The organism is Rubritalea sp., assembly GCF_051252225.1.
In the GTDB taxonomy this organism is placed as follows: domain Bacteria; phylum Verrucomicrobiota; class Verrucomicrobiia; order Verrucomicrobiales; family Akkermansiaceae; genus Rubritalea.
Map to the genome: position 1 here is coordinate 107930 of NZ_JBPOGE010000003.1, position 14260 is coordinate 122189.

Below are 14260 nucleotides of genomic sequence, written 5' to 3' on the forward strand. Positions count from 1 at the left end.
AACCAAAAACGCAATCCATGTCTTTCTCATCCACAGGTCTCAACGACCTTTTCCTCCAGGCCCTTGAATCCCAAGGCCACGACACCCCCACTCCGATCCAGCAGGAAGTCATTCCAGCTATTCTTGAGGGTAAGAATGTCATGGGTATTGCTAAAACCGGCTCGGGAAAGACCGCTAGCTTCGTGCTACCAATTCTCCAGAATCTTCTCACTCAGACTTCAGCTAAGCACCGCGAACCCGCTGTACTCATTCTCGTTCCCACTCGCGAACTCGCCGATCAAGTTCTAGAAGTCATACGCAGTTTTACCGAGAAACTCCCTCAGCGCATCAGCTCGCTTGCGGTCTACGGTGGTCGCTCAGTCAACTCTCAGATGCAAGCTCTGGGGAAAATCGACATTCTTGTTGCCACACCTGGCCGCCTGCTCGATCTCATCGACAAGAACGCTCTCAAGCTCGACTCAGTTTCCACCCTCGTGCTCGATGAGGCAGACAAGATGCTTAACCTCGGCTTCAAAGAGGAAGTCGACCGCATCCTTTCTCTTCTCCCGACCAAACGACAAAACCTCCTCTTCTCCGCCACCCTCAGCGACGATCTCGATTCCATCCAAAAAGGGTTTTTAGTTGACCCAAGTGTCATCAAAATCGAATCCAACGACGAGGAGGATGAAGACCTTATCAACGAGCTTGGATACTTCGTCACAACCGAGCGCAAAGGCCCACTCCTTCGTTATCTAATCAAAAGCGAAAACCGCAAGCAGGTCCTCGTGTTTGCCTCTTCATCGAAAACTGTAGACTCTGTCGTCAATAAGCTCAGAAAAAACAAACTTCCCGCCGCAGCCATTCACTCAAAAATGAGCCAAAGCGCACGCCAAGATGCTCTGCGTCAATTCAAAAACGGCAGTCTTAAAGTACTCGTCGCCACCGACCTCTTAGGCCGTGGAATCGACATCGAATTCCTCCCCTGCGTGATCAACTACGAGCTCCCACGCGCGCCTAAAGACTACATCCACCGCATCGGCAGAACTGGCCGCGCCGGCTCTCCTGGCGACGCCATCACTCTGATCACTATGGAGGAACTCCCCCACTTCCGCGTGATCCAGAAAAAGACCGGTAATAAAGTCCCTATGCAGCACAGCGACGACATCAACCTGCACGGCGTCTAATCCTTCATCCCTTTACTCATTTCACAAAAAAGGCGACCGTATCAGGTCGCCTTTTTTATTTAATGAATAAGCCCTTACTTCCATTCGTCCGGATCTACTCCGTAGTAGTCGACTAACTGAGCATAGACTTCGGGATAACGTTCCTTCAGCTGATGTGGCTTTTCGAAAAAGGTCTCGGTCACTACCGCGAAAAACTCCGCCGGATTCTCAGCCCCATAGTCATCTATCACGGTCCGTTTACCGGCATGGACTTGTTTAGAAAATTGCTCAAACGCAGGCTGAAAAGCTGCAGCCCATGAGCGATACGCTCCGCGGCTCCTGAGATATGGAACACCATCACCAGCTCCATCAGCTTGATCTAACTGATGAGCAAACTCATGAATCACGACATCATGACCATCCTCATCATTTTTGCCACCACTTAAGACACTGCCCCAGGAAAGCACTACAGATCCTGAGCCCCAGCTCTCGCCTAACCTAACATCTTCAGCACCGTGCTGTCCAGGCGCCCGGTAAGCATCTGGATAGAGCAAGATACTTCTGAGGTTACGGTAATAGTGATGAGGCGTCCGCAATAAGAGCATGCATGCCTGCGCAGCTATAACGCGCTGCATATGTAGGGTCACCTCCTCAAGGCCGCCACATGCTTCAAAGTTTTTCTCTTCAACAAATACGTGGATCAGCCCATCGAGTTCATCCTTCAGAGCCTCTGGTAACCTTGCATAAAGATGAAAATCCTCTGCTAATTTTTCACGTTCCGCCAAAGTCAGCCGCTTACCTAACAGCACACCCCGCCTCGTTTCCCGGCTATTACCGAGCTTGCGTAGGATGAAAATAGCGACTACTAACACCGCTGCTGCGAACAAAATACTTGAGGTATTAAACATAATAATTTTTAGCGTTGGTTCCAAACTACGAGTTCCTCGTACTTCACTCCTGAGCCACCGAATATATCCAATGCGGAACCGACCGTGATATCCACATTTCCACCACTCTGCTCGTCGACTACTAGAATATCTTTCATTGAGCCAACTCCACCAGCGTAGGTCATAGGAATACCAGCCCAGTCACCGAGTAATTGTACCAGCTCAATATCCACACCGCCACACAGACCTTCCACGTCTGCGGCGTGGATTAGATACTCAGCGCAGTACTCAGCCATACTATCGAGCGACTCCTTAGTCACCTCCATATCCGTGAGTGTCTGCCAGCGGTTCATCGCGACGGTCCAACCAGCATCAGTGCGCCGGCAGCTCAGATCTACCACTAAGCGTTCACGCCCAATTTCCTCAGAAAGCTGCTTGAGCCTATCCATACGAAATCTTCCATCTTGATCAAAAAGCCACGATGTCACTATCACCTGACTCGCCCCCGCTTCGATCCACTCGGCTGCATTCTTAATCGTCACCCCACCACCAAGTTGTAAACCATTTGGCCAAGCTTCGAGAGCTGAGATCGCCGCCTCCCGATTCCCAGGCCCGAGCTGAATCACATGACCACCTCTAAGGGCGTCTTGCTGGTAGCGTTGGGCAAACTCAGCGGCCGAGGCATCAGCCACGAAATTTTCCTTCAAGCCCGCACCATCGTCAGATAATGTGCCGCCAACAATTTGCTTCACTTGGCCATTGTGAATATCAATGCATGGTCTAAATTTCGTCATCGCTCTGCCGACAAGCAGAGTCTAGACAAGAGCAAAGCGCAAGCTTCAAGCCTATGAATCCTTTCAAAACATCTATTCTAGCAACCCTTTCCGCACTCGCATTCACTTCCTGTGAAAAACCTGTGACTGACCAAGCAACAGCAGCAACCACTAGCGAAGAGTCTTCCCTACCACAGGGTCCGGATCCAGCTCCAGAGGGAATGGTCTGGGTTCCTGGCGGCACCTACTGGCGAGGTAATGATAAAGACCCGGGCAACCTTTCTATTTTCCAAGAAGGCGCATCTAACCCTATCCAACGCCAACAAATTGCCGAAAGACATTTCAAAGAAGAACGCCCCGTACACCAGACCACCGTCAAGGGCTTCTACATGGATGAAACCGAAGTCACGAACCGTCAGTTCAAAGCATTCGTCGACGCCACCGGCTACGTAACAATGGCTGAAAAAGGTCTCTCAGCAGAAGAATTTCCAAACGCTAGGCCTGAAGACCTCGTTGGGGGAGCAAATGTCTACACCAAACCAGCTGAAGACATTAACCCTCGCCGCTCGAATGATGCGTGGCGCTGGTGGGCATTTACTGAAGGCGCGAACTGGCGTCACCCACAAGGCCCAGATTCTTCCATAGCAGACATCATGGATCACCCAGTGGTTAATGTGAATTATGATGATGCTAGGGCCTACGCCAAATGGGCCGGCAAACGCCTCCCAACTGAGGCTGAATGGGAGATTGCTGCTCGCGGAGGCCATGAAAAACGCATGTTCATCTGGGGTGACCATGTTAAGAAAGACGACAAATGGATGAGCAACTGCTTCCAAGGAGACTTCCCGAACAAATCAGATGATCAGGACGGCTTCCACTTCACCGCTCCCGTGAAATCCTACCCACCAAACGACTACGGTCTCTATGATATGGCTGGAAACATCTGGGAGATTTGTAGCGATTACTACAATCCACGCTATTATTTCGAATTCGTCAAAGCCCCACATGATAATCCGCAAGGCCCAAGCACTGGAATCACTGAAGGCCAATCAAGCGAAATCGAACGCACAGGAGAATACACAGAGATACCTAACCTACATGAACTCACGAAGCTCCGTGTAGCGAGAGGTGGATCATTCCTCTGTCACTTCTCTTATTGCTTGCGCTTCCGCCCCGGTGCACGTCATTATCATGAACCTCTAACACCTGCGCACCATACAGGCTTCCGCTGCGTGAAAGATGTTTCTGCAGAAAAACCCTAACTAACTGACCACTTTGACTAACTCCGAACTTATTGCCCGCGGTAAAAGTGTCATCGAGATTGAAATCGATGCACTCCAGCAAATTGTAAACCACTTAGATGACGACTTTGCTCTCGCTGTTAACACACTTGCTGAATCTATCCAAAATAGAGGTAAGATCGTAGTCATTGGGATTGGAAAGTCGGGTAACGTTGGTCACAAAATCGCAGCTACCTTAAACTCTACAGGCTCCACAGCCGTCGTTCTTAACTCTCAAAATGCATTGCATGGGGATCTAGGCATGCTCTCGGATGGAGATGCGGTCATCGCTCTCTCCTATTCCGGAGAAACAGCAGAACTCATAGACCTTATCCCCTTCATTAAGCGTTTCGATGTCAACATCATCAGCATTACTAAGAGTAAGGACTCATCACTAGCTAAGTACTCAGACGTAACCGTCTGCACTCCTATACGACGTGAAGCGTGCCCGCTCAACCTAGCACCTACCTCTTCGTCCACCGCAGCTTTAGTAATGGGTGACGCTCTAGCTATGGCGCTATTAGATAAGCGTGGATTCACTCAAGAAGACTTTGCCCGCTATCACCCTGGTGGTTCATTAGGTAGAGCCTTACTCACAAAGGTGACAGATATTATGCGCCAAGGTATCAATATAGCGATCGTACATAGTGACGCGACAGTTGCCGATGCCATCTCCGCCATGAGTACAGCCCGAACTGGCTCATGCATCATAGTGTCGCCTGATAAGAAAAGCCTCTGCGGGATATACACTCACGGAGACTTTGCCAGAAACTTCCTTACTGGTGAAGACATAGGGTCTCAGCCGGTAGAAGACTTCATGAATAAAACACCAATCAGCATTAGACAAGAAGCTCTCGCTGTAGAAGCAGTGAAAATTTTTGAGAAACACCGCATCGATGACATCATTGTTCTGAACGCTCAAAAAGAAGTCGTCGGTCTCGTCGACTCTCAAGACCTCGCTCGTCTAAAAATTGTCTAGCCAATCCGCCACCGATTGCCTACCAAATAGCCCATCGAACGACGCTGAGCTTGCCACCTAGTAACAAATACTTGTGTAGTAACTCACCCGCTCAACCTTAACTCTAATTTTAAAACTTTTATAATCATGGCATCCGTAGTCGCAACTAACCTCAAAAAAGGCCACTGTATTAAGTACCAAGGTGAAACTGGTCTCGTCCTAGCGCTCGACCACCGCACACCTGGCAAAGGCAATGCTCTCATCGCCGCTACTATCCGCTCCTTCCAATCCGGCAAGACTAAGTCTATCCGTTTTGCATCCTCAGATAAGGTAGAACTTGTAGATACAGACCGCCAAAAACTTGAGTTTTCCTACGCAGATCCATCTGGATATAACTTCATGGACCTCACTACTTACGAAACTATCACTCTCGATAAAGAGCTTGTAGCGGAGTCCACTGACTTCCTCAAAGAAGGTCTCGAAGTAGAAGTTCTCTTCATTGAAGGCAACGCTGTTTCCATCACTCTCCCTGCCACTGTTGAGCTACTCGTCACGGAGTCCTCTGAAGGCATCAAAGGAGATACAGCGAACAACCCGACCAAGCCTGCAGTGCTTGAAACTGGTAAAACCGTTCAGGTGCCACTCTTCGTCAAACCAGGTGACATACTTAAGATCAACACCGAAGATGCGTCATACCTCGGCCGCGCGTAATTTTCTAAATTACTCTCTTCAAACAAAAAAGCGTTCCCATTAATAGGGAACGCTTTTTTTGTAAATCAATCTGCCGATCTTCACTTAGCAGAATTAAATTCCGTCGCCCTCGCCTTCAGCGGTAAAGCCCTCAAAACCGTCTTCGCTGGACACCACTGAGGCAAAGTCTCCAAAGTCCGTTACTGACTGGAGAGCGTCCATAGGATCTTCCACCACAGGGATAGCTTCAGTAGCTACCGACTTCACGTCTCTAACCACCTTCTCACACGGCTGGACATCGGTAAGCTTAGTATACTCAGTAGCGGCACCGAGATCTTCAAACTTTCGGGCACTTACTAGTACGCGGGAGTCCAATGAACCTACAGCATTATTGAAATGGTTCACTGTTGTTCCAAGCGAACGCCCCACCTTGTCGACATGCTCAGTAAATTTACTGAGACGTTCATAAAGCTCCTGGCCGACAGCTGAAATAGCCCTAGCATTCTGCGCAAGCGCTTCTTGTCTCCAACCATAAGCTACTGCTCGAAGCAGCGCGATAAGTGTGGTTGGCGTCGCGAGAATCACTCCTTGCTCCACCCCTTTTTCGATCAATGAACTATCTTGAGCCAGAGCTGCGGAAAAGAATGCCTCACTTGGTAAGAACAACACGACAAACTCAGGGCTCGTCTCGAACTGGTCTTGGTACTTTTTACTACTAAGCTGCTGAATGTGTGTACGCACCTGAGCAGCATGCCTCACTAAAGCTGCCTCTTTCTCTAGATCGTCATTCGTTTCAACGGCATCTAAGTAGGCATCCATCGGAGCCTTTGAATCCACGATAATATTCTGACCACCCGGAAGTTTCACTATCAGATCAGGACGAAGCTTTTTACCTTCATCTGTCGTCGTCGTGGTCTGAGTTTCGAAATCACAATGCTCCTGCATGCCACTCATCTCCACTACACGGCGAAGCTGCATCTCGCCCCATTGTCCACGACCAGTTGGCTGACGAAGCGCTTTCACTAACTTCTGAGTTTCCTTCTGTAATCCAAGATGGGTTGACTGCATGTGTCGTACCTGTTCACGGAGAGACTCGTAAGCACCCTCTCGGACTTTCTCGATTTCAGTTACCTGCTTTTGAGCTTTATCTAAAGATTCGTTGATAGGCTTCACCAAACGCTCGACAGCGTCGACACGCTTATCCATGTCCACCTTCACAGACTCCTGCTGAGCCTGTAGAGTCGTCTTAGCTAGCTGTAGAAACTGCTCTTGATTTGCTTTGAGAGCATCTTGAGAGAGCGCTTTAAAAGTATCCGTGAACTTCTGTTCAGCTCTCCCTAAGAGTTCCTCCTTCTGCTTGAGCATTTTTTGCTCGGCCTCCAGCTTAGCGCGTAGACCAGCCTCCATACTGGTTAAATCAGCCTCTTTCACACGTAGTGATGTCACCTCTTTTTCAGCACCAGATAATCTAACACTGAGTTCAGAAGAGCGCTGCTTTTCAGCATCTAAGGAACTCTGGAGTTTCCCCTCCACAGCATCCACTGCCGACTTTACAGCCGACTGCATAGCCACTTTTTTACCAGAATTACTCCCTATCCAGACCAGCACTGCTACGACTAACAGACTGATTCCATAAATAGCCCACATCTCAGGTGTCACTTTATCCATATCTTGATACTTGCGAAATTATGATCCCATCACATACTAACGGCATCTGCTTTACTGCTCGATGTGGTAACACACTGAGCAAGCGGCGCAAAACATATCATCACTAAAATTATTATGTCATACGAACTTCCTGAACTCGGCTACGCATACGATGCGCTCGAACCAAAAATCGACGCTCGCACAATGGAGATCCACCACTCCAAGCACCACAACGCATACGTCACTAACCTCAACGCAGCTCTCGCTGGCAGCGAACTCGCAGAACTTCCAATTTGCCAGCTCGTACAGCAGCTCGACAAAGTTCCTGCAGACAAACAAGCAGCAGTTCGCAACAACGGCGGAGGGCACTTCAACCACTCATTCTTCTGGAAAATCATTGCTCCAGGTGGCGCTTCTGCTCCATCCGGCAAGCTGGCAGAAGCTATCGATTCAGCTTTCGGCTCTTTCGATGAATTCAAAAAAGCATTCGCAGCAGCGGGCGCTACCCGTTTCGGCTCAGGCTGGGCATGGCTTTGCGCTAAAGAAGACGGCACATTAGCAGTATGCTCTACACCGAACCAAGACAACCCAATGATGGGTGAGTTCGCTGACACATGTGGTTGCCCAGCAATCCTCGGCCTCGACGTTTGGGAGCACGCATACTACCTCAACTACCAGAACCGTCGTCCTGACTACATCGCTGCATTCTTCGACATCGTAAACTGGGATGTCGTTTCTGAAAAATACGCAAACGTCACAGGCGAAGGCTGCCACGCTTAATTAGCGAGTAACCTCTATTACTTTTCCAACGCGCTCTGAGCTCAGAGCGCGTTTTTTGTATCTACAACGGACTCAATGGGCACTTGAAACTTCCCCAATCTAACTCCACACTCCCGTCATGAAAGTCGGCATTATAGCCAACCCGCACAAAAAAGGTGCAGCCGTCGCCATCACCTCTCTCGTTGCCGCTTTAGAAAAACACGGTATCACCACAGAGCTTGAAGACGACACCGCCTCCATCATCGGAGCTCAGACCACGTTCAGCGCTGTAGAACTCGCGATGAATTGTGACGTCATAGCTGTCTTAGGTGGTGATGGCACCATGCTAAATGCCGCCCATCGTATTGGCCCTACCAACACACCTCTCGCCGGAATCAACATCGGAACACTCGGTTTTCTTACCTCATGTAAACTAGATGAAATCGACGTTTTTGCAGAAGAACTCTTAGCCCGGTCCTACAAAGTTGTTCCTCGAATTTTGTTAGAAGCTAGCGTCATTTACACAGACGGCAGAATCGAAACCGACTTCGCGGTGAACGAAATCACCCTCTCTCGAGGTCAGACCGGCCGACTCATCTCTTTAGACGCCTATATCGATGGAGATCTGCTCAACCACTACCATGCAGATGGACTCATCGTCGCCACTCCAACGGGTTCCACAGCCTACTCTCTAGCAGCTGGAGGACCATTACTATCGCCCATCGCAAAAGCCTTCGTAATCACTCCCATTTGCCCCCACTCACTGACTAACCGTTCACTCGTGTTAGATGAGCACTCTGAAGTGGAACTGGTTACTGCAGAAAGCTCAGAATGTAACTCATTCTACTCTATCGATGGTCGAGATGTTATAGAGCTGCCTAGTGATGCGCGGGTCCGGATCAAAAAAGCCAACCACCAGCTACACCTCCTCCGACTCAAAGACCGCTCTTATTTCTCGACACTAAGAGAGAAGCTCCACTGGGGCTAACAGCTTGGAATAACCACCTAAGGCTAATTACAGGCCAGCCTTTTCAGAGTTAACCCTCTCATTCGAAAATAGAAAAAGCACACCTAGAATCTAGATGTGCTTTTGAAAATTCTAACTGGCATTTAAAGCGTGCCAGAATGTAACTAGTAAAAGTTCTTACAAATCGCGATCAAGGCGACATGGGAATGGCTTACCACGAAGCTTTTGCCCCTTGAGACCATCGATCACTTTATTTTCATTACCTTCAGGAACCTGAACGAGTGAATGCTTAGGGAAGATACGAATCTTACCGAGTGAGTTACCTTGCACATCGCATGTGCTGTAAATCATACCAGCGATCTCACCTGGCTTCACACCGAGTAAACCACCGATTCCGAGGAACACCTGCTTCATCCCTGAAGCAACTTCGCTACGGCGGGATTCACGATCAAAGTCACCACCGCGTTCGCGACGTTCTCCTCTTTCAAAGCGGTCTCCACGGTCACGTCCACGGCGCTCGCCTCTATCAGAACGGTCGCGGCGGTCTCCACGATCATTACGATCACTGCCACGGTCACCACCTGGACGGTCTTCTTGGATTGATTCACCTTCACGGCCGACAGACTCACGGATCATACCGAAAAGTGTGCCTGCGATGTCAGTCGCTGCGTAACCTTGCTCGAGCAAACGGTCTACGTAGTTAATAAATGGTGCGCCTTTTGTTTGCTCTTCGAGCTTCAGCTTCACGCTTTCGAAAAGAACATCAGCACGCTTGCCTTCAACTTCTTCCTGAGAAGGTACTTTTTCGCGAGCAATCTTGCTGCGAGTGTAACGCTCTACGTTCTGGAGACGGTAAACATCGCGTCCGAAAACGAATGATACAGCGCGGCCAGTACGGCCAGCACGACCAGTACGACCAATACGGTGCACGTAATCTTCAGGATCTTGCGGAAGATCGTAGTTTACTACGATATCGACTTCATCGATGTCGAGACCACGAGCAGCTACGTCAGTAGCGATGAGTAGCTCAACCTTACCATCACGGAAACGGTTGAGTACGCGCTCACGCATTTGCTGAGTGATATCACCGTGCAGGCGATCTGCAGTGAAACCACGTGCGAGAAGAGCTTCAGTAGCCTCATCCACTGCACGTTTCGTGTTACAGAAAACAACAGCGAGACGGAATGCTTCCATGTCAAGAAGACGGGAAAGAACCTCTACTTTAGAGCGGTTACGCACTTCGTAGTAGGACTGAGCAATACGGTCCACAGTGAGTTCCTTCTTGGCGACTTCCACTTTTTGTGGGTTTTTACCAAGCTTAGACATGAGGCGCTCAACGTTTTTGTTCATTGTCGCTGAGAAGAAGAGTGTCTGATAGTCACCCTTCACTTGGCCAAGAATTTCTTCCATGTCATCACGGAAGCCCATGTCGAGCATGCGGTCAGCTTCATCAAGAATGATGAGCTTGAGATCGTCAGTACGAAGAGTGCCACGACGGAGGTGATCCATCAAGCGACCAGGAGTGCCTACTACCATTTGCGCACCACGAAGGCTGCGGATCTGGCGATCAATAGGAGCGCCACCGTATACTGGTGTGGAGTGTACGTTAGGAAGTTTAGAGCTAAGTTTACCAACTTCTTCACTAATCTGTACACAGAGTTCGCGAGTTGGAGAAAGTACTAGAACCTGTGGGCGAGAGATCTCAGGATCAATCAACTGCAGGGCTGGAAGAACAAAAGCGGCAGTCTTACCAGAGCCTGTCTCAGAAAGGCCCACGATATCGTGACCTTCGAGGATTTTGGGGATGGCGAGAGCCTGGATAGGGGATGGAGCCTCGTATCCAAGGCCGTGTACAGCGTCGAGAAGGGGTTGGGATAGTCCCAATTCCGTAAATTTTACGTCAGTCATAATCAGTTCGTTTGTGCTATTACGCCGCGTCTGATTAATACCTATTCAACATAAATCAATGGCGGCCAAGGCGGTTAGTCCACCCGATAGGATGCGACCTATGTGCGCGCTTTCCTAAAAAAGCAAGCATTTTCAGGAAATTAGATCTAGATCCAAATATTCGTTACCCCGCATAGACTTAGCTAAGACATAGCACTCCTGAGGTCATTGTAGTCTCACTTAAATATAGATATCTCGAGCTTTAGCTCCGTCTGCGGGACCGATCATTCCGCGCTCTTCAAGAATATCCATCATCCGTGCTGCACGGGTATACCCGAGACGTAAACGGCGCTGCAATAGTGAGGTGCTTGCCTTTTGCTCCGTAGTAATGACCTCGATACATTTCAGCAAACATTCTTCATCCGCATCAGAAACATCATTACTATCAGCATCTGCTCCACCTTTTTCGATCGATTGCTGAATAGACTCTTCGAACTTCTGCGCTGTTTGATTCGAACAATGCTCAACAATCGCCTCCACTTCTTCATCAGAAACGAAAGCGCCCTGAGCTCGCTCGAGCTTAGCTGAGCCTGGAGGAAGATACAGCATATCCCCTTTACCCACTAACTTATCAGCACCTTTAGTATCGAGAATCACACGAGAATCGAGCGCTGAAGAAACTTGGAAGGCAATACGACTAGGAATGTTTGCTTTGATAATACCTGTGACCACATCCGCACGAGGGGTCTGAGTGGCAATGATCAAATGAATCCCCGCAGCACGTGCCTTCTGAGCGATACGTGCGATGTTCATTTCTACATCCGCTGGAGCGGTCTGCATAAGGTCGGCAAGCTCATCAATAATCACTACAATGTAAGGAAAACGATCCGGCATCTCATCTTCGTCCGAATCAAGCTCATCCTCATAATCACTGTTTGATGATGGGCCCAGATCTCCGTCCTCTAGTGCTCGAGCAATGGACTCGATCACTTCTGCATCCGCCTCCTCTTCCTCAGCAGCATTCTCATCTATTTCTTCTTCGACTACTTCTGGCTCCACTTCCTTTTCAGGAAGCGGGCGACTATTGTAACTATCAAAATTTCTCACCCCGCACTTCGCAAAAAGGCGATAGCGCTTTTCCATTTCATTCACCACCCAGCGCAGAGCCGCCACCACTTTATTCGGATCAGTCACTACAGGGACCACTAAGTGAGGGAGCTTACCATAAACCTGCATCTCCACCACCTTGGGATCCACCATGATGAAGCGTAATTCCTCAGGGCTAAACTTAAACAGAATGGATGTAATGATAGAGTTAATACAGACCGACTTACCTGCACCCGTCGCACCTGCTACCAATAAGTGAGGCATCGCTGCGAGATCTCCGATCACTGTATTACCGTAGACATCCTTACCTAGAGCCAATGGAATCTTCTTCTTAGCTGAGGTAAACAACTCGTCTTGTAAAAGCTCTCGTAGCGGCACTGCCACCTTATTATCATTCGCAATCTCGATCCCCACCGTGTCTTTACCTGGAATCGGCGCGAGAATATTAATCCGCTCAGCCTTAGTCGCTCGTGCTATGTCAGCCTCTAACTGAGTGATCCGACTCACGCGTAAACCCATACTAGGGTAAACTTCATAACGTGTAATCGTTGGGCCACGGGTGATGTCACCCGCTGTTACATCGACACCAAATGCCTTGAGCGTATCAACAATAGTTTTCTGAATACTGAGGAGTTCTCCTTGGTCAGCACCCTCATCTTCTGGCTCAGATTCATCGTAAGAAAGTAGATCAAACCCCGGAAGTTCGTAGCCTTCAAACCCATCAGTAGAAAGCGACCCACCATCCAGCGCTTTCTTGTCAAACGGCTTAGAACCGGGATCCATCCTTGGTTTTTTGCGCAGTGAGGAATCTACGATCTTAGGCTTTGGAAGCTCCTTGAGTACCATCTCAACCTGAGGATTATTCTTCTCATCTTCCTTCTTCGCAATCTGGGCAACCTCTGCTTTCTTCGCCCTAACCTCTTTAACTCGCTCTTTTTCTGCTTCAGACTTCGCCTTCGTTTCCGCTTTCGCGGCATCGCGTTCCTGCTGGCGAGCTAGCTTTTCAGCCTCGCGGGCGGCACGCTCTTGTTTCTTTTCAGCATTCCTTTCTTTGTCACCTGCGCGTTTCACACGCCATTCTTTAAACTTCACCCAGCAAACCTTACTAAACTGAATAGGGTGCAAGCCGGTAAGCATGATCATCCCGATCAAGTAGAGCACAACTAGCAAAATCACTGCGCCTGTCTTATTCAAAAGACCTTCTAACACTTTAGAGCCTAACCAGTAACCAGCAAACCCACCTGGCCCCATGAAATGATTCGCCCGCGACCAACCCTCGAGCAGCTCAGTCACAGCGAGCAAACACGAACCACAAAGCACGAAACAAATCAAACCAATCAGTGTGCGCTTGGAAAACTGAGCTCCCATAAAGGCATAAGCTATCCCTAACCAAAGCAAACCAATAGGAAGCAGGTAACCTGCTGCCCCAAAAATAAAGAGAATAAAATAGGCAAATAATGCCCCCACCACACCGATGGAATTCTCGCGTGGGATATTTGGTTCATTGTCCACCACTCCCCCAATTCCCCAAATAGGCATATCGTGCGGGGTAAAAGTGATCAGTGAAAGCGTGAGAATAATCCCAATACCGATCAAAGCAATGCCTGCCACTTCATTAAACCATGAAGGCAAACTGCTCTCAGGTTCCTCACCTCGCACTCTATTCTTTTGGGATGCCATACGCGTCTCGATTCGTTTCTAAAAAGTAGAAACCTACTCCCCAACATCCCAGCCGAACTTGCCCATGGCAAGCGAGAATTCTTAGGATGAGCTTATTGTTAAGATTCTATGAACGCTTTAGCATGGTATGTGCTTGCTCAGACACAGCCTTCGACTGAGATATTGACGATATACTCTTATATGCGAAGTAAACTCCAAAAACGGCCATTCCTAGTGGCAATATAGCAAGTGGAAGCAGAACACTTGCAAAAAATACTGTCATAGCCAAAGCGATCATCACCCAAATCACAATAAATGCAATCAAGCAGCCCGCCATAAGACCATTTGATTGCACCACCTCCGTCACCCAACCTGTACTTTCATTCTGGAGCGCCCAAACTCGAAGCAGCCCTCTTTCATCTCTTCCCACGAACTTAACAACGTCTCCCTCAGATAGCGGAATAGGAGCAACTTGATCTATGTTCACAATGACGTCCATTTACT

12 protein-coding genes are annotated in these 14260 nt (G+C 48.9%); 6 read left to right on the forward strand and 6 right to left on the reverse strand.

Features of this window, described 5'->3' with window-relative positions; translation table 11 throughout:
- Positions 1–17: 17 nt before the first annotated feature.
- Complete coding sequence (locus tag ACSHX2_RS04540) at positions 18–1163, forward strand: DEAD/DEAH box helicase (protein WP_435691019.1); 1146 nt, start codon at positions 18–20, stop codon at positions 1161–1163.
- A gap of 74 nt (positions 1164–1237) precedes the next feature.
- Here ACSHX2_RS04540 and ACSHX2_RS04545 read toward each other — a convergent pair whose 3' ends face one another.
- The gene (locus ACSHX2_RS04545; protein ID WP_435691021.1) at positions 1238–2050 is read right to left on the reverse strand and encodes a zinc-dependent peptidase; all 813 of its coding nucleotides are present in this window, start codon (positions 2048–2050) and stop codon (positions 1238–1240) included.
- Between the two features lie 8 nt (positions 2051–2058).
- Positions 2059–2823 (reverse strand): phosphoribosylformimino-5-aminoimidazole carboxamide ribotide isomerase, encoded by a 765-nt coding sequence (gene hisA, locus ACSHX2_RS04550; RefSeq protein WP_435691023.1) that lies wholly within the window; start codon positions 2821–2823, stop codon positions 2059–2061.
- Between the two features lie 53 nt (positions 2824–2876).
- On the opposite strand from hisA, the gene ACSHX2_RS04555 reads away from it, so the two are divergent.
- The 3 genes from ACSHX2_RS04555 to efp all read left to right on the forward strand — a co-directional run bounded on the left by ACSHX2_RS04555 (position 2877) and on the right by efp (position 5751).
- Positions 2877–4064 carry a formylglycine-generating enzyme family protein gene (locus ACSHX2_RS04555; protein WP_435691025.1) on the forward strand — a complete coding sequence of 396 codons (1188 nt, stop codon included), beginning with the start codon at positions 2877–2879 and terminating at the stop codon, positions 4062–4064.
- A gap of 13 nt (positions 4065–4077) precedes the next feature.
- The gene (locus ACSHX2_RS04560; protein ID WP_435691027.1) at positions 4078–5061 is read left to right on the forward strand and encodes a KpsF/GutQ family sugar-phosphate isomerase; all 984 of its coding nucleotides are present in this window, start codon (positions 4078–4080) and stop codon (positions 5059–5061) included.
- A 126-nt stretch (positions 5062–5187) separates the two neighbouring features.
- On the forward strand, positions 5188–5751 hold the full coding sequence (efp, locus tag ACSHX2_RS04565; protein ID WP_435691029.1) for an elongation factor P: 564 nt from the start codon (positions 5188–5190) through the stop codon (positions 5749–5751).
- Positions 5752–5844: 93 nt separating this feature from the next.
- On the opposite strand, the gene rmuC is transcribed toward efp, so the two are convergent.
- Positions 5845–7398, reverse strand: coding sequence for a DNA recombination protein RmuC (gene rmuC, locus ACSHX2_RS04570; protein ID WP_435691031.1), 1554 nt, complete (start codon positions 7396–7398; stop codon positions 5845–5847).
- Positions 7399–7512: 114 nt separating this feature from the next.
- Between rmuC and ACSHX2_RS04575 the strand changes: the two genes are divergently transcribed.
- Positions 7513–8157 carry a superoxide dismutase gene (locus ACSHX2_RS04575; protein ID WP_435691033.1) on the forward strand — a complete coding sequence of 215 codons (645 nt, stop codon included), beginning with the start codon at positions 7513–7515 and terminating at the stop codon, positions 8155–8157.
- Positions 8158–8275: 118 nt separating this feature from the next.
- Entirely contained in the window at positions 8276–9124 is an 849-nt protein-coding gene (locus ACSHX2_RS04580; RefSeq protein WP_435691035.1) for an NAD(+)/NADH kinase, read from the forward strand.
- A 156-nt stretch (positions 9125–9280) separates the two neighbouring features.
- Here the strand turns inward: ACSHX2_RS04580 and ACSHX2_RS04585 are convergent, their stop codons facing one another.
- The 3 genes from ACSHX2_RS04585 to ACSHX2_RS04595 all read right to left on the reverse strand — a co-directional run bounded on the left by ACSHX2_RS04585 (position 9281) and on the right by ACSHX2_RS04595 (position 14255).
- Positions 9281–11011, reverse strand: a complete 1731-nt coding sequence (locus ACSHX2_RS04585; RefSeq protein WP_435691037.1) for a DEAD/DEAH box helicase — start codon at positions 11009–11011, stop codon at positions 9281–9283.
- 219 nt (positions 11012–11230) lie between these two features.
- On the reverse strand, positions 11231–13777 hold the full coding sequence (locus ACSHX2_RS04590; RefSeq protein WP_435691039.1) for a DNA translocase FtsK 4TM domain-containing protein: 2547 nt from the start codon (positions 13775–13777) through the stop codon (positions 11231–11233).
- Between the two features lie 106 nt (positions 13778–13883).
- Positions 13884–14255, reverse strand: a complete 372-nt coding sequence (locus tag ACSHX2_RS04595) for a hypothetical protein (protein WP_435691041.1) — start codon at positions 14253–14255, stop codon at positions 13884–13886.
- Positions 14256–14260 lie beyond the last annotated feature (5 nt).

Excerpts from the sequence above, each read along its gene's own strand:
- hisA (WP_435691023.1), bottom strand. The coding sequence starts at position 2,823 with ATGACGAAATTTAGACCATGCATTGATATTCACAATGGCCAAGTGAAG.
- ACSHX2_RS04595 (WP_435691041.1), bottom strand. The coding sequence starts at position 14,255 with ATGGACGTCATTGTGAACATAGATCAAGTTGCTCCTATTCCGCTATCT.
- ACSHX2_RS04580 (WP_435691035.1), top strand. The coding sequence starts at position 8,276 with ATGAAAGTCGGCATTATAGCCAACCCGCACAAAAAAGGTGCAGCCGTC.
- ACSHX2_RS04540 (WP_435691019.1), top strand. The coding sequence starts at position 18 with ATGTCTTTCTCATCCACAGGTCTCAACGACCTTTTCCTCCAGGCCCTT.
- ACSHX2_RS04575 (WP_435691033.1), top strand. The coding sequence starts at position 7,513 with ATGTCATACGAACTTCCTGAACTCGGCTACGCATACGATGCGCTCGAA.
- ACSHX2_RS04555 (WP_435691025.1), top strand. The coding sequence starts at position 2,877 with ATGAATCCTTTCAAAACATCTATTCTAGCAACCCTTTCCGCACTCGCA.
- ACSHX2_RS04545 (WP_435691021.1), bottom strand. The coding sequence starts at position 2,050 with ATGTTTAATACCTCAAGTATTTTGTTCGCAGCAGCGGTGTTAGTAGTC.
- efp (WP_435691029.1), top strand. The coding sequence starts at position 5,188 with ATGGCATCCGTAGTCGCAACTAACCTCAAAAAAGGCCACTGTATTAAG.
- ACSHX2_RS04585 (WP_435691037.1), bottom strand. The coding sequence starts at position 11,011 with ATGACTGACGTAAAATTTACGGAATTGGGACTATCCCAACCCCTTCTC.
- rmuC (WP_435691031.1), bottom strand. The coding sequence starts at position 7,398 with ATGGATAAAGTGACACCTGAGATGTGGGCTATTTATGGAATCAGTCTG.
- ACSHX2_RS04590 (WP_435691039.1), bottom strand. The coding sequence starts at position 13,777 with ATGGCATCCCAAAAGAATAGAGTGCGAGGTGAGGAACCTGAGAGCAGT.